This is a genomic window from Azospirillum sp. TSO22-1, assembly GCF_003116015.1.
GTDB lineage: Bacteria > Pseudomonadota > Alphaproteobacteria > Azospirillales > Azospirillaceae > Azospirillum.
The window spans coordinates 1-22,621 of record NZ_LGQZ01000108.1; the positions used below are offsets into that span (position 1 = coordinate 1).

At 67.4% G+C, this 22,621-nt stretch carries 11 protein-coding genes and 1 pseudogene; 3 read left to right on the forward strand and 9 right to left on the reverse strand.

The annotated features are described in order from the left end of the window. Window positions 1-106: 106 nt before the first annotated feature. Together TSO221_RS25865 and TSO221_RS25870 are read left to right on the forward strand one after the other, a co-directional pair. Window positions 107-325, forward strand: a pseudogene (locus TSO221_RS25865) (transposase); the annotation flags it as partial. A 520-nt stretch (window positions 326-845) separates the two neighbouring features. Further along, window positions 846-2,090 carry a hypothetical protein gene (locus TSO221_RS25870; protein WP_109121399.1) on the forward strand — a complete coding sequence of 415 codons (1,245 nt, stop codon included), beginning with the start codon at window positions 846-848 and terminating at the stop codon, window positions 2,088-2,090. A gap of 239 nt (window positions 2,091-2,329) precedes the next feature. Here the strand turns inward: TSO221_RS25870 and TSO221_RS25875 are convergent, their stop codons facing one another. From TSO221_RS25875 to TSO221_RS25900, 6 genes are all read right to left on the reverse strand, one after another. Next, the gene (locus TSO221_RS25875; protein WP_109121400.1) at window positions 2,330-3,217 is read right to left on the reverse strand and encodes a ParB/RepB/Spo0J family partition protein; all 888 of its coding nucleotides are present in this window, start codon (window positions 3,215-3,217) and stop codon (window positions 2,330-2,332) included. Beyond that, window positions 3,207-4,220, reverse strand: a complete 1,014-nt coding sequence (locus TSO221_RS25880) for an AAA family ATPase (RefSeq protein ID WP_109121401.1) — start codon at window positions 4,218-4,220, stop codon at window positions 3,207-3,209. Before TSO221_RS25880 ends, TSO221_RS25875 begins: the two co-directional genes overlap by 11 nt. Before the next feature lie 349 nt (window positions 4,221-4,569). Further along, entirely contained in the window at window positions 4,570-10,884 is a 6,315-nt protein-coding gene (locus TSO221_RS25885) for a type I polyketide synthase (protein ID WP_109121402.1), read from the reverse strand. A gap of 51 nt (window positions 10,885-10,935) precedes the next feature. Then, the gene (locus TSO221_RS25890; RefSeq protein ID WP_109121403.1) at window positions 10,936-11,793 is read right to left on the reverse strand and encodes a hypothetical protein; all 858 of its coding nucleotides are present in this window, start codon (window positions 11,791-11,793) and stop codon (window positions 10,936-10,938) included. A gap of 207 nt (window positions 11,794-12,000) precedes the next feature. Beyond that, window positions 12,001-12,816 carry a hypothetical protein gene (locus tag TSO221_RS25895; RefSeq protein WP_109121404.1) on the reverse strand — a complete coding sequence of 272 codons (816 nt, stop codon included), beginning with the start codon at window positions 12,814-12,816 and terminating at the stop codon, window positions 12,001-12,003. A 339-nt stretch (window positions 12,817-13,155) separates the two neighbouring features. Then, window positions 13,156-13,863, reverse strand: coding sequence for a ribonuclease (locus TSO221_RS25900; RefSeq protein ID WP_158284214.1), 708 nt, complete (start codon window positions 13,861-13,863; stop codon window positions 13,156-13,158). 533 nt (window positions 13,864-14,396) lie between these two features. On the opposite strand from TSO221_RS25900, the gene TSO221_RS25905 reads away from it, so the two are divergent. Then, window positions 14,397-16,256, forward strand: a complete 1,860-nt coding sequence (locus tag TSO221_RS25905; protein WP_109121406.1) for a multicopper oxidase domain-containing protein — start codon at window positions 14,397-14,399, stop codon at window positions 16,254-16,256. A 973-nt stretch (window positions 16,257-17,229) separates the two neighbouring features. On the opposite strand, the gene TSO221_RS25910 is transcribed toward TSO221_RS25905, so the two are convergent. Genes TSO221_RS25910 through TSO221_RS25920 form a run of 3 tightly spaced genes read right to left on the reverse strand, consistent with a single transcriptional unit; the run spans window position 17,230 to window position 22,346 of the window. Continuing rightward, a complete protein-coding gene (locus TSO221_RS25910) occupies window positions 17,230-18,891 on the reverse strand; it encodes a hypothetical protein (RefSeq protein ID WP_109121407.1) in 1,662 nt (553 codons plus the stop codon). Window positions 18,892-18,909: 18 nt separating this feature from the next. After that, window positions 18,910-20,781, reverse strand: a complete 1,872-nt coding sequence (locus TSO221_RS25915; protein ID WP_109121408.1) for an ATP-binding protein — start codon at window positions 20,779-20,781, stop codon at window positions 18,910-18,912. After that, the gene (locus TSO221_RS25920) at window positions 20,778-22,346 is read right to left on the reverse strand and encodes a TIR domain-containing protein (protein WP_158284215.1); all 1,569 of its coding nucleotides are present in this window, start codon (window positions 22,344-22,346) and stop codon (window positions 20,778-20,780) included. The genes TSO221_RS25915 and TSO221_RS25920 overlap by 4 nt, the downstream gene beginning before the upstream one ends. Window positions 22,347-22,621 lie beyond the last annotated feature (275 nt).

The following is a 22,621-nucleotide window of genomic DNA, read 5'->3' on the forward strand; positions in this document are numbered from 1 at the left end:
GGCTACTACAATCGCCAGCCGCTCCACTCGGCCCTCGGCGACATCACCCCAGAGCAGGCCGAGTTGCAGACCGCGTAACCCGATGTCCATTCTCCCGAGGGAAGCTCACAGCACCAATCCGCTGAAACGCTTGAACGGCGAGATCAAGCGGCGCACCAACGTCGTCGGCATCTTCCCATGCGAAGCCGCCGGCACCCGGTTGGTCGGCGCCCTGCTGCTGGAGCAACACGACGAGTGGGCGGTGTGCCGACGGTACATGACCATGGAAAGCTTGGCCGTGCCGTGCAACCCTGCCGGTGACCCGCTCATCATCTCAGCGGAATAAACCGGCGGCCTCGGCGCGCCGAGGAACACGAGACCTCTTCAGACACCACGCCTCGGGGCACGATCACTCTGGAGGAGAGACGGGACGCCCCAGGCCGGATTACTGACCGAGATGTTGACCGGCGGCGCGAACAGGCCGGTGTCCGGAAAATAGGGAGGAAGCTCGAACCCAGCTTGGCGAAGACCGTCGACGCGCCGGACGCCGCCAGGCCCGATCGAATATGGCAACGGACGAATGTCGCTCTTTGAGATGTTCCTGTGGATTGCACGCTGCCAGCAGGCACGTCGCCAGCAAAGCATATGCTGCGGGCCGGAGAGTCCAACGCGCGAACGGACGCAAGCTCCGTCCTGCGCTTTGGTCACGTCCAGTTCATCCTGGCGTGGCTGCCCGGTTCGCACCGCTGCGAATGATACAGTCCTCATCAATGAAAAGCAATGAGATCAGCAGTTCTATGACGTAACCTTCTTGTTCGGAACGCATATTACTATATATTTTGTCAATTTCTTATTGACTACAGCGCATGGGGCTGTCATTGCCGCTTGACGTCCTGCGATTGCGCTATCACGCTTTTCACGAACATGTGTGGAATCGGATCGCCATGGTTCGAGATGCCTGCAGCATCCGGCTCCCGGGGGCACTGCCGCTCTCGGTGTTTTCCCTGGCCTTCGTCGTCGCGGGCGTTTCAGGCTGCGGGCTGCTGCCTCCCGGCGGAGGGGCCGTCGAACCGGCCGCGGGGGCGTGGTCCTGCCAACCCCTGGGGCCCATTCCCGGCCCGGAGGACATTGCCCTCGACCGCGAGAAGGGCCTCGCCTACGTTTCCTCGACCGACCGGTGGGCGGCGGACGGGAAGGCCGCGCCGGTCATACCGGATGAGCACCACGGCCGCATCTACCGCATCGACCTGAAGACGGACCCGGCCACAGCAACCGACGTTACACCCGGCGCGTTTCGTTGGCGCGAGTTCCTGCCGCAGGGCATCGATCTCTTGGACGAGGGACCGGAGCGCCGCCTGTTCGTGGTCAACCGGCAGCGGGCGGCGGACGGAAGCACCTGTGGTGGCGGCGGCGGCATCGAGATTCTGACGGTGCCGTCCGATGGCGGCCCCCTGGGTTACGACCGCACGGTCCAGGACGCCGAGGCGCTGCCCAACCCGAACGACGTGGCGGCGACCGGCGATGGCTTCTATGTCTCCAATTCGAGCGACACGCGCTCCTGCATCGGCCAAAAGCTGGGCGCCCTGTTCGGCCGTACCGGCGGCCACGTCGTGCGGTACGATGGATCCCGCTTCCAGCGCGTCGACGGCACGGTGGAATTTGCCAACGGGCTCCTCGCCGACCGGGCGTCGCGTCGCCTGTTCGTGGCGTCTACCCTGGATGGGACCGTGCGCGCGTACCGCTGGGACGGAGCCGGACGGACGGAGCCGGACGGCAGCGTGCCTGTCCGAACCGGATCGGGAGTGGACAACCTGAGCTGGCTCCGCGACGGCTCGATCCTCACCGCGGCGCACCCCAGTCCGCTGCGCTTCCTGCTCTATTCCGCCGGGATCGTCCACACCTCGCCCACGCAGATTCTGCACATCGCGTCCTCGTCCACTGGCGCCCGTGCGGTGCGCGAAATCCTCCGCGACGACGGCGAACGGCTGTCGGCGGGCAGCGCCGCCGCGCTTTACGAATCCGCCGACGGGACGGTGCGCCGCCTGCTCGTGGGCGCGGTCTTCGCCGATCATCTGCTGCTGTGCCGAGACGAGGGGCCTGCCCGTCCCTAGGATTCCACGCTCCAGGAGGCGTTGCGTCGGGAGATGGAGACCAAGCTTACCGAGTGCTTCGTCAACGGGAACGCCACGACGGCGGATCGGGCCGCCAGTCCCGAGGTGGCGGCACCGCCCCCCCCGCGGGGATCGCGGTTGATCGGGCTGCCGCTCGCGGGCGGGGGGGCTTCCATGTGGGACGTCCCACACGGACGGCGAAACCGGCGCACGGCGATGTGGGATGTCCCACATCGCCGTCACGCGCCCGCGTCTTCCCGGAGGATGGCGTCGATCTCGGCGCGCAGCGTACGCAGGCGCTCGCGGTGCGCCTCGTCCAGGTGGCGGCGCTGCTCGCGCACCACAGCGACGTCGCGCACGATGCGCTTCACGCTGGCCTCCAGGGTGCGCAGCGGGTCGTGTGGGCCGGCGTCACGAACCTGTGCCATTCCCTCCCCTTGCGCGTGATCGCGCTTGGCCTGCCGCATCGTCTTGACGCTCGCCCCTGCCTTGGCCTGCTCCCACAGCGCGGACCGCAGCGCGTCGGGCGCCGCCGCAATCTCGATCAGCACCGAGCGCGAGACGTGCGTGAAGGCCGCCGTGTACTCCGCCAGCATGTCCTCCGGCAGCGTCAGGATGGCCAGCAGCTTGGTGACATCGGTGCGGTCCTTGCCGACCACCACGGCCAGTTCCTCATGGGTGTAGCCGTGCTTGCCGGCGAGGCGGGCAAGGGCAGCGGCCACCTCCACCGCGTTGAGGTCGACGCGCTGGACGTTGTCGATCAGCCCGATCTCGTCCGGGTCGCCGGATGTCAGGATGGCGAAGATCGTCGTGCGGCCCAGCATCTCATGCGCGCGCACCCGCCGCTCGCCGCCGATCAGCAGATAGTCGCCCTGCGGCAACGGCCGGACCAGCACCGGGTTCTGCAGGCCGTGCCGCTCGATGGAGGCGGCGAGCCCGCGCAGCTCCGTCTCGTCGAAGCTGCGGCGCGGCTGGTCGGGGTTGCGCTTCACGCGGGCGAGGTCCAGTTCCACCACGTGCGGGAACCCGGCCGACGTGCCGAACAGCTTGTCGGAGCCAACGGTGAGCGTCGCGGCGGGGGCGCTGCCCAGCAATTCCCTGGTCTTGCGCTCGAACTTACGCGACATGCGCGGCCTCCCGCTGCTTGGCGTAGGCGCGGATCTGCCGCGCCACCTCGCGGAAGGTCTCGGCACCTGGCGCCGAAGGGTCGCCGGCCAGCGTGATCATGCCGGCCGCCGCCGCCTTGCCGTACACCGTGGCGCGCGGGATCGGCGCGAACACCGGCACGTGGGCGGCGTAGGACTCGCGCAGCTCGTGCAGGGTGGCGCGGTCCTGGGTCAGGCGGTCGTTGTACATGGTGGGGATGATGCCGGCGATGCGCAGGCCGGGATTCACCCGGCGGCGGATGCGGGTGATGGTGTCCACCAGCCGCTTGACGCCCAGCAGCGACAGGGCCTCGGTCTGCACCGGGACGATCACCAGTTCGGATGCCGACAGCGCGTTGGCGGTGACGAGGCCGAGGTTCGGCGCGCAGTCCATGACGACAAAGTCGTAGGTGCCGTGCACCTCGTCCAGCTTCTCGCGCAGCACCAGGCCGCCGGTGGAGTCGGCGGCCAGCTCGACATCGGCGTCGGCCAGCGACAGCCCGGCGGGCACGAGGTCGAGCCCGCGCTCTCCCGTCGGCACGATGACCGAGGACAACGGCTCGTCGGAGCGCAGCACGAAGTACAGCGTCTTGCGGCGCTGCTCCAGTTCGACGATGGCGGCGTTCCCGATGCCGACGTGGACGGTGGCATTGCTCTGGGAATCGCAGTCGATCAGCAGCACGCGCCCCCCGCCCTCGGTCAGCGCGTACGCGAGGTTCACCGCGGTGGCGGTCTTGCCCACCCCGCCCTTCTGATTGGCGACGGCGAGGAAGACGGCCGAGCGCGGCCGGTCTTCGGCGGTCTCGCCGGCCAGGACGTCCAGCACCTGCTGCGGGATGCGCTCCGCTCCACTCTCCCAGCGGCTGATTTTCGCCTTGGTATAGCTGCGGCCGAGCTGGGCGTTCAGCCACTCGGCGAACTGCGTCTGGTTCTCGCCCCGGCGCTCGCGCAGGTGGCGCATCTCGTCGCCTCCGATCGACGGCATCGTTCTTCCCCTGGTGTGTAAGCAGGGCGATTCTGCGCAAGTTGCCGGAACTTTGTCAACGCCGCCCTGCCAAGTTGCCGGAACAGCCGCATGCACGTCCTGCCGCTTCAGTCGCGGGATGCGCTGTTCTCGGCCGACAAGATCGGAGCGGTGTCGTCCATGACGGCGGCGGTTATGGGGCACGAACTCCCGCGCGGGTCCCGACGAACCCGTGGCGATAGTGGTGGGGCAGGGCAGGGGAGGTGCGGGCGCACTCCGCCCGCTGCTGGGACGCAGAATGCCAGAGATAGGAATATCATCAACGGGTGGCGCGCGAACCGCCGTTCGAGCGCCACCCTTGCGGCGTCCTCTAGGACGCCCGGTCCTGCGCCAGAATGCCTTCCTCGACGCGCTCGGCCATGTCGACCAGGGTCGGTCCGCGCGTAAGATAGAGCATCCGTAACCGGATGCCGGTCCTGTCGAACACGCCGGCCGAGATTTCCGCCGCCATGAGCGAGTCGGTTCCAAGGTCACCGAGCGAACTGGTCGGATTGATCCGGCTTTTCGGGATGTTCAGGACCGCTGCCACGATCTCGACCATCAGGTCGAACACGACCGCGCGGCGTTCCCTGGGGGCGAGGCCAAGGACGCCGCTTCGGAACGCCTCCGCGGAGCGGCCGGCGGCGGTCTGTCCGGCCGGCAGCACGTCGGCCAGACGCGCTCTTTCCCGGTCGTTCGCCTGCCGGGCCCAAAGCGGCCAGTCGATGTCCGCGGCGTCGAAGCTTCCCCAGTTCTCGGCGAGGGCCTCCTCCAGGATCCCGAAGACGGAGGCCATCGGCAACGGCCGCAGACCAGCCCGGGCCAGGCGGTCGGCCGTCCGCCCGTCACGGACGGCCATCCCGGCATCCGCCACCGGGCCCCAGTTCACGCAGGTGGCGGCAAGCCCGCGCGCCCTGCGGTGCAGGACGAGCCCATGCAGGAATCCGTTGGCTCCCGCATAGTTGTACTGACCGGCGTTGCCCCAGGATCCGGCGATGGAGCCGTAGCAGACGAAGAAGCGCAGATCCTCGCCGGCAAAGGCGCGATGCAGGTTCAAGGCGCCCAACGCCTTCGCCGACAGGACCCGGTCCAGCATGGACGCGTCCATCGACTCGATCGCGGCGTCGGCGAGAACGCCGGCGCAGTGGATGACGCCGCGGATGGGCGGCATCTGCGGCTTCAGGCGCGCCAGCGCTGCGGCCAGACGGTCCGGATCGGCCACATCCGCCTGTTCGAAGACGACCCGGACCCCGCCCTCCCCGAGGTTCCGCAAGAGCTCCCGCGCCTCTTCCGACGAGGGGCCGCTCCGGCTGATCACCGCCAGCGATCCGGCGCCCCGCGCCGCCAGCCACCGGAGGGTCTCCAGGCCGATGCCGCCGAACCCCCCGGTCACCAGATACCCGGCATCGGGAGCAACGACCGGCCGGGGCTGCTGCCGCAGCACCGGCACGGCACGGTCCGCGATCGCGACCGCCAGCCTGCCTTCATGGGCATGGCGTGCGCAGGCGGTGAAGGCGTCTTCCACGGACAGCGCCGAGACGATGGTCACGGGCATCGGCTCGAAATTCGGAGACCGCAGATACGCCGCCACCGAGTCCAGCGCGGCGCGCACGTCTTGCGGGGCCTGCCTGACGGCGCGGGCCAGGGACAGCCGGGTGAAGCGGATGCCCCGTTCGGCGAAGCGGATCGGAATCGTCTCGGCGCTATCGGGCGTCATCGGCGCGTGGTCGAGATAGATGCCGCCGGCGCGGATGCAATCGAGTCCGGCGACGCGCAATTCCCCCGTCAGTGGGCTGAGCACCACGTCCACCCCGCGGCCGGCCGTCGCCTGCAGCGCGAGATCGCGGAAGGCGAGCGTCTCGGAAGCGGCGACGTGCGTGCAGCCGTGGCTTCTGAGCTGATCGCGCCGGCGGTCGGTGTCCGCCGTGGCGATGACCTTCGCCCCGGCCCGGAGCGCCAGCCGCAGGGCGGCCATGCCGGGTCCGGAACAGGCGTCCTGGATGAGGACCCAGTGATCCCGTTTCAAGGACGCGACGCCGAACAGCGCATACTGAGCCAGCAGCCAGTCGAACAGCGCGCCGCCGTCGTCGGCCGGGAGATCGTTGGGACAGGGGAGAACCAGATCGGCCGGAAGCGTCAGATACGCCCCGATCGGCGCCCGTTCGGCGAAGGCAAGTGCCCTCCGGCCGGCGGCCAGCCCCTCGACGCCGTCGCCGACGGCCGAGATCAGGCCGGCGCACTGCAGGTCGAGAACCGGCACGGCGAGGGGGGTGAGCCCCCGCAGGACCGGCCGGTGGGCCTCGCCGAGCCCGACCGACCCGACGGCGATCTCCACCTCATGGGCGGCCGGACTGCGTCGGCCGGTCTCGACGAAGCAGCGTTTGCGGACGCCGCCACGGTCGAAGACGCCGAAGGCGAAGTTCGCGCCCGGGACCGCCAGGTGGTCGCGGTAGCGCTCCGGCCCGAGGCGCGCGACGCGTCCCACGGCGCGGTCGGTGCCCCTGAACGCCACTTCCGGCTCGTCCGCCGGGGTCCGGAGTTCGGCCGTCAGGTTCGTCGCCGCGGCGAAGGGCAGGCGGGTCGCCAGATCCACCAGCTTGAACCGCAGGTTCGGAAGCTCCAGGCGCGCGGCGCGGAGGGCGCTCCAAAGAGCACTCTGGCCGGGCGCGCCCTCCGCCTTGTCGCCGTGGCGGACGATCTGGGTTCCGGCCGTGCACACCGTGACCGGCGGCATACGCGGCAGGTCCATGCCCGACAGCGTGCAGGTGAGGTGCAGGACGTCGAGCATGTCGGCACGCCCGACGATCCGATCGTCGGGACCGGTCATGCTGTCCGTCAGATCGAGCGCCCACAGGTAAAGGATGCCGTCCAGCGTCTCCACGCCCGCCTCGTGGAGCAGCCGGGCCATGTCGGCCCGCGACCCCCGGGCGATCTCGAACCCGCCGTCCGCCGTCCGGGCGAAGCCCTCGCCCGGCTCGACGATGTCGAACAGCATGCGCGACCGCGCCCCCATGTCCCGCAGGGCGGCGGCCACCCCGGTGGAATCCTTGAAGACCAGCCATCGCGTGGCGCGCGGAAGGTCGCGGGGGGCCGGCCGCCGGCTCGGCCAGGCGGTGGTGTAGAGCAGCTCGCTCTGCGTCCGCGCATCCGGATGGCGCAACTCGACCGGGCGGACGCGCAGGCCGAACAGCTCCACCAGGACCGTGCCCCCGTCGTCGAAGAGAACGAGGTCGATCCGCTCCCCCGCCACCGTCACGTGGCACCACGCCGCGCTCCCGGTCTTGGCGTGAAAGCGCAACTGGTCGATGCCCACCGGCAGGGCGACGGCGTGGCCGCCGTCCGGCCGCCCGGCGAGCCGCAGCGCCAGCACCGCCTGCAGCGCGCCGTCCAGTATCGCCGGATGGATGAAGTAATCGGCCGCCGTCCGGCCTTCGTCGTCGCCCAGTCCGAGGCGGACGAGAGCCTCTCCCGCCCCGGTCCAGCCCTCCCGAATGCAGCGGAACGCCGGGCCGTACTCCATCCCCAGCCGGGCCACGTCCGCGTAGAAAGCCTCGGGATCCAGCCGGTCGGCGCACCGCCGGCGCAGGGCCGCCGGATCGACCTGCGAGCGCAGCGGCGGCACCGGCGTGGCGGTCAGCGTTCCGGTCGCCACGCGCGACCAGGGCGCATCCGGCTTGTTCTCGCGGCAATGGATGCCGAAGGCGCCGCCCGTGCCATCGAGCTGCACGCGGACGACCGGCGTCGAGAAGGTGGCCAGGGAACCATGGATTTCCAGGTTCTCGACCGCGGACGATCGCGCCTTGTCCGGCCGGGCGACCAGGGCGAGTTCGACGTAGCCGGCGGCCGGGAAGACCGGTTCGCCCTGAACCCGGTGGTCGAACAGATAGGGATGCGCGGACCGCGAGAAATCGCCTTCCCAGCCGGGCGTCGCCTCGTTCACCCGGCGCCCGAGGAACGGGTGCTCGTGGTTGCCCAGCCGGTCCGCCTTCGAGGTCTCCGTTTCGACCCAGAGATCCTCCCTGTCCCAGGGATAGGAGAGCAGGGGAACCAGATTGCCGTCCGGGTAGGGACGCTCCCAGTCGAAATCGACGCCCTGGACGTAGAGCCTGGCCATCGATTCCGCGAACTGCGCCGCCTCTTCCTGGCCGCGTCGGAGCGACGGCAGGCAGACCCCCGGCTTCCCGGCCGTCCGCAGGCAATCGAGAAGGGAGGACGCCAACGCCGGATGCGGCCCGATCTCCAGGAACAGGGTGTGCCCGGCGCCGATCATCGCCTCGGCCGCGCGCAGGAATTCGACCCGCCGGCGCAGGTTGCGCCACCAGTAGCCGGCATCCTGCCCGGCACCTTCCACCGGGCCGCCCGTGACGGTCGAGAACAGCGGAAGGTCGGGCGTCCGGGGCGCAAGCCCGTCCAGGCTCTCCAGGAAGCGCGTCTCCAGCCCATCCATGTGGCGGCTGTGATAGGCGATGTGGACCGGCAGGACCTTGTTGAAGACCGACCGCGCGTCGAGCAGCCGCGCCGCCTCCTCGATCCGCGCCGCGTCGCCGGCGAGCGTCACGGTTCCGGGGCCGTTGACCGCGGCGATGTCCAGGTCCCTGACGAGGTCCGCGTCGAGCTCGATTTCCGACAGGCCGACCGCCAGCATCCGGCCCGGTCCGTCGCAGGTCTGCTGCAGGCGGGACCGGTGCCAGGTGACCCGGAGGGCGTCCTCCAGGCTCAGCGACCCCGCGGCCCAGGCGGCGGCCATCTCGCCGGCGCTGTGGCCGACGACGGCGGAGGGGCGAAGGCCGTAGCCGCGGGCGGTTTCCGTCAGCATGACCTGGAGCGCGAAATTCGCCGGCTGGGCGAATTTCGGCTCGCGCATCGGCTGCCCGTCCGAGCGGGCGAAAAGCTCGCGCAGCGACCACCCCGACAGATCCCGCCAGATGGCGTCGCAGCGGTCCAGCGCGGCCGCGGCCAGCGGCTCGGCCTCGATCAATCCGCGGCCCATGCCCCAGGACTGGGCCCCCATCCCCGTGTAGACGAACGCCAGCGATCCGCGGAAGCGGTCGGTGGCGGCCTGGACGAAACCGCCGCTTACCTCGCCGGTGTCGGAGAACTGCCGCAGGTGCCGGCGCACGTCGTCGGTGGTGCGGGCGACGATTGCCGCGCGATGGCCGAGGTGGGAGCGCCGCCGGGCCAGCGTGTAGCCGAGGTCGGCGACGGGAATGCCCGGATCGGCCCCAAGCACCTGATGCAGCCTCATGAACTGCCGGGTCAGCGACCGGTCGCTTCGGGCGGACACGGGAATCAGCAGCAGCCTTGCCGGTTCGGTCGGGGCCACCCGCCGGGGCGGCGGCGCCTCGCGCAGGACGACGTGGGCGTTGGTGCCGCCGTATCCGAAGGAGTTCACGGAGGCCAGCCGGCCGCCCGGGCCTTCGGGCCAGGGGCGCAGCTTCGTCGCGACCTCCAGCCCGAGGTCTTCCAGGTCGACCGCTTCGGGGGGAGACTTGAAATGCAGGCTCGGCGGGAGCTTCCGGTGCCGCAGGGCGAGCGTGGTCTTGATCACGCCGGCCACACCGGCCGCCGCCTCCAGATGGCCGATGTTGGACTTGGCCGACCCGACGAGCAAAGGCCCGTGGGACGGGCTTCGGTCCCTGGCGATCGCTTCGGACAGCGAGCGGAGTTCGGTGGCGTCGCCGGCCTTCGTGCCCGTGCCGTGCGCCTCGACATAGCCGACTTGGTCTGGGGCGACGCCGGCCCGGGCGTAGACCTCCCGGATCAGGGCGACCTGCGACTCGCGGTTGGGCAGGGTGATCCCGTCGGTCCGGCCATCCTGGTTGACGCCGGTCTCGACGACCACGGCGTGGATCGGATCGCCGTCCCGCAGGGCGGTGGAAAGCGGTTTCAGGATGATGATCCCGGCCCCTTCCCCGCGGCCGTATCCGTCTCCGCTCGCGTCGAAACTCTTGCAGCGGCCGTCCGGCGACAGAAAACCGCCCTTGCTCATCGCGACGGAATAGGCGGGGCGGAACATCAGGCTGACGCCGCCGGCCAGGGCCAGATCGCAATCCCCGCGCCGCAGCGCCTGGACCGCCAGATGCAGGGCGACCAGCGAGGAGGAGCAGGCCGTGTCGACCGTCATGCTCGGCCCCTTCAGGTCGAACACGTAGGACAGCCTGTTCGAGAGCATGACCAGGGTTGCGCTGACCGCGGTGTGGCTGGAGATCGCCTCGCGGTTCAGGGCGTTGAGCTGGTGCAGCAGGTTGTCGTTGGTGAAGCCGCCGACGTAGACGCCGGTCTTCGATCCGCGGAGCCGGTCGGGGACAATCCCGGCGTCCTCGAACGCCTCCCAGGCTACTTCGAGGAGAAGCCGCTGCTGCGGGTCCATCGGCGCCGCCTCGCGCGGGGAGATCCCGAAGAAGGCCGCATCGAACGCCCGGATCGATTCCCGGAGATAGCCGCCCCGACGCGTCAGGATCTTTCCGGCGGTCGCGTTGTCCGGATCGTAGAACCGCCGGAGGCTCCAGCGTTCGGGCGGCACGTCGACCGTCGCGTCGACGCCGTTCTTCAGGATGTCCCAATAGGCTTCCGGGTTCGACGCCCCGCCCGGGAAACGGCACCCCATTCCGACGATGGCGATCTCCTCGTCGCGCTCCAACCGCATCTTCAGCGACTCCAACCGGGATATGAAAGCATCGGGCCGCGTGTGTGGGCGTTATCGCGGGTGCCAGTCGGACGGCAGCGAGCCCGACGGCGTCGAGCCGAAGGCGAGCCAATCGGCGAGGGACTGCTGCGTCTCCCCGTACACCGCGGCCGCCTGCGCCGGCCATTGCGCGGCGTCGAACCGCATCTGCACCCGGTACAGGGACAGGTTCGCCTGGTTGCTCACCCTGTCCGGCTCATGCTTGCCGCCGGACGTGACGGTGGTGACCATCTGGACGTTCGTGCTGTACAGGTAGACCCTGGTGTCCGCGTTGACGTTGATCGTCGACTGGGAGAACACGTTCAGGGTCTGGTTCGTCGATGGGTTGCTGGACGCCGCGGCGGCGACGTTGACGAGGCTCTGCCTCAACGCGCTGAGGTCGTAATCCGGAATGCCGACGTAGTAACCGATGATCTGGTTGATCGTGTTGTTCCAGTCGCCGGAGAAGGTCGGGGCGATATGGTCGTTCAGGACCTGTGAGAACAGCGGGCACTTGAGGATCTGGTTGACGTAGTTGAAGAACATGGCCAGCGATCCGGCCTGGGCCGGCACGCTGGGGTCGTAGCCGGATTTCTCCCGCGCCAGCGTGAGCAGCATCGAACAGCCGGTCACGGGGCTCCGCTGCAGGGCCGCCACGGCGTCGTTGCCCGGTCTCGCGTGGACGTAATCGGCGTCCAGGCGCAGGGCGCTCTGGGCACCGCAGCCGCTCAGGATGCCGTTGGCCACCACCGGACGGTCGGGATAGGCGGCCAGGAGCGTAAGTGCCTGCTGCGCCAGGAGGACCGGCTCGTCGGTGAGGGAGAGCGGCCCGTTGGACGGCGAGTTCGCCCTGAGCCATGCGTGGAACGCGGATTGATCGAAGGTCGTCAAGGGCCAGCCTTCCCCGTGTTGTGCGTTGGGAAACGCGATCGTTCCGTTTCCCCGGATTCCGATGCCCCGTCTTTCCGCTGCGGGCGGGGCGGCGCCTCGGGTTCCCGGGCGCCCGATCGCCGGTGCCGCGCCCCGGCGCCCGGCACGGGCCGCCGTCGCGATGGACGGCGGCCGTGCCGGGCAGACCGTGGCGCGGCCCGCGTCTCGTTACTGGAGCGCCGGGATCGGCTTGGTGCCCTTGAGGGACGAGCTGTTGTCGTTGAGCCAGTTGTCCAGGCTGCTGCTGGTCTGCCCGATGATCTTGGCGACGTTTGCCCGGGTCCACAGCGGCATCAGGAGCGTCAGCTTCACCTGCAGCACGTCGAAGTCGTTCTGCTTGGTGTCGTAGCCCTTGCCCGACTTCTCATAGAAGGTGCAGGTGCTGTTGTAGAGATAGAACTCGTAGACGTTGTCAGCCGCGTTGATGGCGTTCTGGCAGAAGAGGCTGGTCTTCTGCGTCGTCTCCATGGTGCTGGACGCCGCCTGCGCCAGATTCTTCAGGCCGGTGATGATGGCGCCCCGGTCCTTGTCGGCGATGCCGACGAAGGTGTCCGCGATCGCGTTGATCAGCGTGTTCCAGTCGCTCGTTTCCCGCTTCAGCGTCTGCCGCTGGGCGTAGTTGAGCGTCACCAGCGGGAACTGGACCACCTTGTTGAGGTAGGCCTCGTATGCCTTGGAGTTCGCCTCGTTGTCGGTCAGGATCACCGGGCTCCAGCCGGCGGAGATGCGGGCCATATCGGACACGTGCATCAGGCCGGTGGCGGGCGCCTTCAGCATCTTTTCGATGGATTCGTCGCTGGTGGCGCCCGTCCGCTGCTGCGTGTCGAAGAGATCCTTCTGCTGCGCCGCGACGTTTTCGTTGCCGGTCACCCGCATCATGGCCGGCGTATCCATGGCCCCCGTCGCCGCGTTCAGCAACGAGAGGCTCTCGCGCGCCGTCGCGGTGCGCAGGGCGGTGCTGTGCTCGGGATTCACCGACGCCATCCAGGCGTTCAGTGCATTGCCAACATGTTCATTCGACATTGCGTTCCCCCGAAAGATTGTTCCACAGAAAAGTAGAATTCAAGCTTACGAGAAAACCATATAATTGCGTTGATTGCCTAGAGTCAACCAACGCGTTTGTATGTAATGTTGATGTTCTCGCCAAAGATATCCGGCGATGGCTTGGTGAGCGTACATGGCTCGCCGTTGGCCAGGGATTGCAGCAACGTCTGCTGTGCACAGCGACATTATGTCGCACCGCGGCAATACACACCATGGTATGCAGAAATACACCGAAGAGCCGGCTCCATAGGAGCCGGCGATGCGGACGACGGCGCGCCGTCAGTTGCCGGCGGCGTCGATGCGGATCGGCGTGGTCGAGCAGCGCGCGCCGCCCATGGGCAGCATGTGCGTGGCGTTCAGCGCGGTGGTCTTGTCGGCGTCCGCCTGAAGGGTGAAGCGGATCTCCGAGAAGGTGCCGTTCTTGACGATCAGCTTCACGAGCTGGCTGGCCTTGTCGCCGTAGTCGCGCGCCAGCGCCTCGCACAGCTGCTGGCCGGTGATGGTGGCGCCGACGCTGCCGTGCAGAAGCTTGCCGAAGGACGCGGTCGCGGCGGACTTCGCCAGGGTGACGGACAGCCCGAAGTAGCCGTCCGGCGACAGGCCCGAGCAGGTGCCGTGCTTGTACCACTCGTGCAGGTGCAGGCCCGACGCCACGCCCGGCATGTAGGTGGCCAGTTCCTGGCGCGTCTCCGGCTTCATGGCGACCTCGGGCATGTCGAGCCAGCGGCCCGGGTCGTTGTCCAGGGCGACGATGTAGGCCGGGACGCCGCAGAACTGCGCGCCCTGCGGCCACAGCCCGTGCAGCACGACGTTCGCCGCGTCGTAGCGGTCGGGCGTCATCGACTTGCATTCGGTCTTTTGGGGCCTGGTCTCGCAGAAGGCTGGCTGCCAGCTCAGCGAGAAGACGTACTCGTTGCTCCCAGCCGCCGCCGGCCCAGCCTGCCAGACGGCCGCCGCAATGGTACCGGCGATCACGAACGCGCGCATGAACATTGCTGTTCCTCGTTATGGGGTTGGAGTGAGAAGGCAGGGAACGGCTTGGATAGACCGCTTCACCGCAGCCCATGAATACCACTTTTCATATAGTATATATTCTGCATCATATGCTTATCATGGTATTATATAGATAAATCATGACGATTGAGGGCATTGTATGACAGAATATGCGCGCGCCTGACCGGCGTGACCACCCCACGCTGGCCGCGGCTGAAGAGGCGCGGGGAGGGGCCGACGTCCCGCGCCGGCGCCGCGGCTCTGTCTGGAGAAAAGTCCGGACAAAGACAGGAGTTCGGCGGTTCTTGCACCAGCATACGCAAGTATGTTGGGCCGTGCATTCTCCTTTTCAAAAGCATGTTGTCGTGTTGACGCATAAAAATCAAAAATAATTTCTTGTGCGTTGATTCTTATCTTCTGTAGCGTCGTTGCATATCAAAGAACATGCGTGCTGCCGCACGAGGCGGTGCGCGGGCGAGGTTGCGCCCGTGTCGCTGCGCGACCGACACTTCCTGGGGGAGCGAAGAATGAAGACTTGGCTTGAGAAACGCGCGATCTCTCGGCGTTCGGCCCTGCTGGGCGGTTCGGCCGCCATGGCGGCGGTGGTCGCCATGGACGGCGCCACCGCGCAGGCGCAGACGGGCACGCACGAGGCCCATGGCGACCACCCCGGCTCCCTCGGTTCGCGCATCCGGTCGGCGACGACGCCCGCGCCTGCCGCGCCGAAGTCGGGTGAGGCGCTGCTGGGTGCCACCCCGGCGCCGGCCGCCGGCGGGGCGCTGCCGACGCCGCCCGTCCTCAAGGTGCGCCCGGGCGCCGCCGCGACGCTGGGGATGAAGACGCAGAGCGTCCAGCTCGGCGGCCGTCCGGCCAGGAACCTGCGCGCCTACGACAACGTCACGGCCCGGCAGTACCTGATGGCGCCGACGCTGGAGTTCGGCCAGACCGGCGCCTTCGGTGTGCGTCTGGCGAACGGGCTGCCGCGCAACCCCGATCAGGCGCAGCCGCACGTCGTCAACGTCCCCAGCCAGTTCAACACCACCAACCTGCACACCCACGGCCTGCACGTGTCGCCGGAGGGCCGCAGCGACAACGTCTATCTCGAGATCCTGCCGAAGGGCACCGAAGCCAAGTACGCCGACGGCGAGACCAGCGTCGTCGGCGGCTTCGACTACGTCTACGCCCTGAAGAACCACACGCCGGGCACCTTCTGGTACCACCCGCACCGGCACGGCTCGGTGGCGGTGCAGGTCGCCAGCGGCGCAGCCGGCGCGCTGGTCGTGCGCGGCGGCACGGGCACCATCGACCGGGTCAAGGGGATCGACGGCATCACCGAGCAGGTGCTGCTGATCCAGCAGGTGATGCTGAACCCCAACGGCGAGTTACCCGACTTCGACACGCTGTGGAACGCGCCGGGCAACGGGGCGACCGCCGAGTGGACGGTGAACGGCACCACCGGCCGTACGCTCGCCATGCAGCCGGGCGAGGTGCAGCGCTGGCGCATCGTCAACACCGGCTTCCAGGCCGAGGCGAAGTTCGCCCTGGTGCAGGCCTCCGGCGGCGCCCCGGTGAACGTGACGCTGATCGCCATGGACGGCATCAACTTCAGCCCGAAGGCGGCGACGGTGCAGGCGGTCTACCTGCCGCCGGGCGGGCGCGCCGACATCCTGGTGAAGGCCCCGGCGCAGCCGACGAAGCTGCTGGCCCAGGTCGGCCAGTACGTGGTCAAGGGGCAGGGCGGGCCGACCGCCGGCCTGACCGCCGGCTTCGAGATCGGCGGCGTGTGGCAGGAGGCCGCGTTCGCCGGCGACCCGGCGACCGTCTTCACCGTCGACGTGGCCGGTGCGCCGAAGGCGATGGCGCTGCCGGGCGATCCGCTGCCGCGGCCGCTGGTGCCGGAGATCACCGCGGCCACCACGCCCGACGCCTGCCGTTACGTGGTCTTCGGGGTCACCAAGGTCACCGCGCCGAATGGCACGCTGAAGAACGACCTGCCCAGCTACAACCCTGCGGCGATGCCGAGCTCGTTCAAGCTGCAGATCAACGGTGAGCTGTTCTGCCCCGGCCGCGTCCTGTTCCAGCCGCCGCTGGGCTCGGTGGACCAGTACGTCGTCTCCACCCCCGGCGTGCACGTCTTCCACATCCACGTGAACCCGTTCCTGGTCACCGAGGTGGAGGGGCAGCCGCTGTCCACCCCGATGTGGCGCGACACCATGCTGGTCGGGCCGAACGGCTACAAGGCGCTGACCAAATACACGGACTACGCCGGCACCTTCCCGATCCACTGCCACATCCTCGATCACGAGGACGTTGGCATGATGACCAACGTCACCGTGGTGGATCCGACCTCCAAGACCCGCGTCGCCGCCGTCACGCACGGCCACTGACCGCTGGACACGCCCCGCGTCGCTCCGAAGCCCTTCCCGCCTTGCCGGAGAAGGGCTTCGGACTGCGGCGGCTCCATTCGGCTCCCAGTGACGTCACCCCGGAGCCGGCCGAACTGCGGACCGCGAGCATTCCCCGGAACCTGTCGTCGCCAAGCCCGAGCGGGGCGAGCTGTCCCCAGTGGGGCGAATTCCCGCACCAGGCTTGCGTAATGGACGATATTGTTCAGCAGCCGCTTGTGCTCCAGCCGGAACAGATAATCGGCGTTCGGATCGAGGTCCCAGTGGATGTCGCGGAGAAGCGTCGATGTCCGCATGGTCCGTCCTGATGCGGATCGGCGCCGACGGCAGAGTCGCGATGGCGTCCGACGTGACCCCCAGCGCCGCAGCCAGCTGATTGCGGGTATTCTCGGCCGCCGCCATGCCCTGCCATGCGGAGTCCAGCGCCGCCGTGAGTTCCCGCATGCTCGCCGATCCGGCGTCATAGACCGCGATGGGGACTGCCTGAAATCCGATCGCCATCTGGGAAGCCTCCAGCAGGGTTGGAGTCAACGCGATCACCAAAATCGACAAGCTGCTGACCGGCGAGTCTTCATCAGCGCCTCAGGGTGCTTCACGGTCGGTAAAACATTGCCCGTATCTATCGTGATCAGAACAACTGAAGATTTGTAATGCACATATTATCGTATACACCGAATGAATAGCCTGATTTTGTCGGTATGAATATGAATGTATTCTGGATGTGCTGGGCGATGGATTTGATTGATATTTTCATTCGTTGCAGCGTGCCGCGGCAAGCCCGGTAGTCCCGCTGCAGGGGGCACCTCATCCCGAGACCGCACACTCAAACGCGCATCGAGGCTGGCGTGCTGCTTGCGGAATGACAGGCGTCGCCCATGGAATGTTCGGTTCCTGCGATCGTCATGCGGGCGCCACGTGGGGGATCCGTGCATCTGCCGGTCGGCGTTCGGGACCATCACTCCTTCGTTGGCTTCGGTGGTTGTCGCGCAAGATTGGACCCGCTTTCCGGCGACACGCTGAGGTGGATCGTGATGTCCCGACGCCAGTTCCGTGGCTTCCATGCCTTGCCCTGCCAGAGCGCCTTGACGAGGGCGGGCGTCGCCGCGATGGCGTCGGCCACTGCTCCGGCATAGGCCTTGGACAAGCTCGAGATCCTCACCCTGGGGGTCTCACCGGTCGGCAGGCACCGCCGTTGTAAGAAGAAGCTGCTGCCATGGGACATGAAAATGTAGTACCGTCCAGGCGGGATGCTGCCCCCCCTCTCGCTGTTCCCCCTCACCAAGAACTCGGCCTCGGGACCGGAGTCGCTGTAGCGGCAAACCACGGCATGGTACTCGTTCTCGGAATAGCGGGCGGACGTCGCCAGTATGGAGAGGTGATCGCCCGATAACAACTCGAACTCCACCGGTTCGAAGAACGAAACCTTGGACAGTGTGACGCGCTCGCCAGCACGCAACGCAATGGCCGTACCCGTCGACTTCGGAGCCTCGATCGCCGAGAAGGTGATCGGGAGAGTCAGGACGAACAGGAATGCCAGACCATAGGCGATTCCGAAGATGATCTGCAGGCGATGGTGAGCCCCGTGCATGGCTTGCGCTTGTTTCGGCAGGGGGCGGTCGCTCCATGCGTAGAGGTGTGCGAGGATACCGCTGGCCAGAACCAGAGCGAGCCATTCGAGAACGATTGGAAAGTCGAAGGTGATGTTCGCCCCGATGGTGTGGACCAGCACCAGCGAAATGCCAGTCCCGGTCATCAGGCCATTGAGAAAGCGCAGGAAGGGGATCGCCTCCGAGCCTCCGCGCGACGGCGCCAGGGTCGCGGCGCGTACGCCGACCGCCGTGGCGGCTGTAAGGAGGGGCCAAACAAAGGAATAGGTCACGAGGTTGGTGCTTTGCTCAGGGATGTCGGTCAGGGATTTGGCCTCGGCCGCGACGAAGATGAAGACCAGGAGCGGCAGCAGCAGCGTGAAGAAGACGGTGAGCCATCCCGTCCGGAGCAAGGCGCCGACGCATTCGGCGGTGGTGTCGTAGTGCAGCCCAAGCGGAAGGTTCTTGGTCTGGATGAAGAAGCCGAAAATCCCGGCGAACAGGGCGCTGATCAGGAGAACTCCCAACCCGTCCGCATTGAACAGCTTCAGCCCGGGAAGCGTAGCTCCGCAGAGGGTGACCAGCAAGGCCAGGGTGACGCCGGTCGACCTGGCGATCGGCCCTATGCCCCGCGGTAGGGACGCGCCATACGTGATGCCCAGGCGGATCGCGCCGAAGTAGTGCCCGAGACGTCTCATGAAAGGCGCTGAACGGTCGGCGGCGTCGACACCGGCGCGCGTCAGGCCTCCCAACAGCCGATAGGCGTTGGCGCGCAGGCGCTTGTCGCTCGACGCGATCTCCTCGCGGATCCGATGGATTGCCTGCTTCTGCCGTTCGGGCGGCAGCCTCTGGATTTCTTCGACGGTGGTCGTGCGGACGAGCTTGGAGTCGTCGACGACGGCGCGTGTCAGCATCTTCTCCAAGCCATTGTCGGTCCCCAGGACCGCGTAGGCGACGCATGCGCGTGCGCGCAGATGCTCATCCTCGCGCGTGGCATAGGAGTCCACGATCTTCTCGAGCAGGTCGGGCACGGCGCGTCACTCCTCAATCTACCCGGGATCCGTGGATTCCAGCTGGCGAAAGCGTGCGGCCCAGTGTTCGAGCGCCTCGCGACCCTTGCCGCATTCCAGCGCGCTGCGGAACATCACCGCGGCCGACCAAGCGTCCCAAACGACCCGATCGCGGTTCTCGTCCAGCGCCTCGAAACCTGCGGCGGCCAGTCCGGTCTCAGCGAGTTCTCCGCCCCTGCTGGTCTCCCGCATGCGGGTCAGCCAGCGCAGGGCGCTGCGGAACCGGTACCCGCCAGGGTTCTCGCTCATCGATTCCTTGATGTGGTCGAGGATGGGGTGAATCAGGAATTCGTGGGTGATCTCCGCGAAGTAGCCGCCGAGGCGCGGCTCGATCCGCAGGATGTTTCGCTTCTTGAGCTGCTCGATGAGCCGTTCGCGCAGTTCCTGCCGACGGAACGGCGCAGCGATCAGTTGGGACTGCTCGACAATGTTGCGGGTGCCCTGCGGGGTGATCAACGGCTCCAGGATCTCGATGATCTCCTCCTGATCCTCCCGGGAGTGGGAGGCGAGGGTGTCCTTGAAATAGTTGGAGAGGATGGCGGCCGTCCCACCGAGCACGTTCTCGAAGGTGTCGAGGTCGATCGTCATCGACTCGCCCGGCGCGGCACTGTCCTTCAGCACCCGGGCGAGACGGTGCCCCGTGTGGTCCCACAGCTTCTCGCAGACGATCTGCACCTGTGAGGGCTCGATGTAGCGTCCCTCGCGGGTCAGGTCGTCGACGATGCGCGCGAAGCAACCGTCGGAGTAATCGTACCCGTAGAACTGCGCGGGCAGACGGATCACCGTTTCAGCATCGCTTCGCAGCAGTGGTCCGAGATGGTAGCTCGACCGTTCCAGCGACCCGGCGAAGGCCCGGATGGCATCCAGCTGTGCGACGTACTCGTTGCGCATCGACAGCACGATCCGCAGGGGAAGCGGCTGCACGCCGGCAGGCGCGCCCGACGCCGCGGTGCCGTAGGCGAGCAGCGCCTGCATCTCCGCAAACAGGGCTTCGCGCAGCCGCCAGTCCGGCCCGTCGCCGTCGGCCGCCTGTTGGATCCCGCGGTCGGTGAAAAGCGTGAACAGCTCCTCGAATTGGTCGATGATGAGGACCACGCCATAGCCGGGCTGGGTGTCCCCCCACAGCTCGAACAGGTTGCGGAAGAATGGCAGAAGCCCAAACACGGGAAGGTTGATGTCGCTCATCCAGTCGTCGTACGCCGCCCGTGCCCTCTGTCCGTCCAGGGACTCCGCCAGCTGGCACAGCCCGGTCTCCTCATCGATTCGAAGGGACGGCTCGGCGTCGGGCTCCGTCAGCAGGCACTGCACGTGCTGCCGGAACTGCTGGGCCGTGTGAATGCCGCGCAGCAGGTAGCAGAACATCGGCTCGGTCCAGACGGCGGCGCTTCCGTCCTGCCGGAACGGGGCGACCAGCGTGCGGCGCAGGCTCGAGGCCTTCGGCAGCTCCTGGAAGAACCGCTGGACCTCGCCCAGCGTGGCATCGTTGAGGTCGGGCGCGACGGCCAGCAGCCGCCGGATCGCCGCGGCCTCGAAGCTGGGCGGCGGCAGCAGCTGCCGGAGGGCGCCGCACTGGATCGCCTGGATCGGATGGCTCTGCGGGCGCACCGTCACGCATCGCCAGCCTCGCGTCTCCAGCAGCGGCACGACCTTGGCGTTCAGCAGCGAGGTCTTCCCGGTGCCGGAGGCCGCGTGCAGGACGGACAGCCGGGACGACAGGATGCACGCGATGACCTGTTCGGCGTTGTGGTCGCGGCCGAAGAACAGGTGTGCGTCCTCGAGCTGGTAGCTCTCCGCGCCCTTGTAAGGCTTGGTGTCGGTCACCCGGGAACTGATCGGCTCGGCACCGGTCATGCGTTGCCTCCGTGTCCGTGCAACTCGTCGGTGAGGGTTTGGAGGAACAGGTCCGGGCTGACGTCCAGCATCTGGATGCCGAAGCGGCTGAACTGCATCACGATGTCCTTGAGTGTCCCATCCAGCCGCCAGTTGGGATCGTTGAGCAGGACGCCGCGATCGAGGAACGTGTAACGCCGCAGCATGCCGCCCTGCTCGAAGCTCTCCTTCAGCAGGCTGCTGTACGCCTGGTGGAATGTGGAGCAGAGCACGCTGCATCCGAAGACCAGTGTCGGCCGCGTGGACAGCCATTCGCGAATGCGTGGCGGAATGAGGTCCTGCGCGGCCGAAAGCTCGAAATACTGCTTCGTCGTCATCGCCACGGTGTTCGGGATGTCGTACGAGCCGTGGTACTTGAACAGCACACAGCCCTGCACCGACGCGAAGGAGAGGTCGCCCACCAGACGGACGTTGCCGTGCCCGTACGATTGATGCGGCAGCGTCGGTGCGTACTCCTCCTGTGGCAGGCTCGCGAACAGGTTGGCGAAATCGCGCGGGTGGCCGGTGACCGTCTCGCTGCGACCGGCGGCGGCGGCGGTGATCCGGAAACGTCCCTCGTCAAGGCGCACAGCCTCGAACGCCGTCGCGTAGAGGCGGCGGTTCTGCAGGTTGACGACGACCCGCGTGAAAGGTACCTGTCGGAACAGCAGGGCGCTCTCCAGGAGCGTGTCGACGTTGAGGTTGAACAGAAGCGGTGTCTCACGCCGTGGACGCGGCGCCGTTATTCCGTTGATGACGCCGCGGACGAGCCGCGCCACTTCGGCATAGACCAGCACCTCCGATGGCTGCGCGCGCAACATGCGCTCGATCAGGAATTCCTCCAGCGCCCCAAGCCCCTGGCGCGCCTCCACATAGCCGCCCGAGATGTCGAGTGAGGGCAGCAGCCCGTCGTGTTCAGGAGACACCACGCCGAACTGGCTCAGGAAGAGCTTCGAAAGATCCCATGGTCCCGGCGGGCCGTCCTGCCCCTGGAGGGTGCTGTGCGGTCCGAACACCAGGTTCAACCGCCCGTTCCGGGCGCCCGACATCCGGATGTACTCCATCGCGTCGTGAACCAAGTTCACGTCACCCGTCGGCGGGGCAGCGGAAGCCGCAGGTCGGCGACGCGGCTTGATCGTGCGGACGATCTGGCTGATGGGCTCGTCCTCGTCCGATGCGCTGACGAAGATGATCGGATTCAGCGTCTTGATCATCAGCAAACGGTCGTCGCGCGCGTCCGGAAGCAGCGCCGGGATCAGTCGGATCCCCTCGGCCTGCGCGCGCTGCAAGGCGACGCTGATCTCCCATTCCTGGGTATTGCCGAGCCCGTGCGGGCCATAGAACACGACGAAGGCCCGAGTCAGACGCAAAGCTTGATCAAGCAGGCTATTGACAGGATCGCCTCCAGCGATGAACTCGCTGTCAAGCCCGACTTCAAGTTCACGCTTTCTCAGCTCTTCAGCCACGCGCCGAACGAAAACCTGATCGCTGTGGTTGTGAATCAGGAATACGTCGGTCGCCTTGGGCTTATGAAGATCCGCTTCCATGTTCGTCTTCCCGATGACGATATCCGCATTATGTGGCTGATCAAGATAAAGTATTATACGAAATGGGATCCGATGCAAGACGCGCCGTTGGAGGCTTCTCCAAATTAGGCTGAATGATCGGCTGCGCCGCTTCTTGCGCATATTATTGTATGACGCATGTCGCTTGACAGCGGCAAGACTTGCCGATTTGGAACATGCGCCGGCGCGTTTGCGGTGCTGGCCTTCGGGAGGCGGAGTTCCGCGGCCGCCCGGTGCCGTCGGTTCCGGCGGTCAGA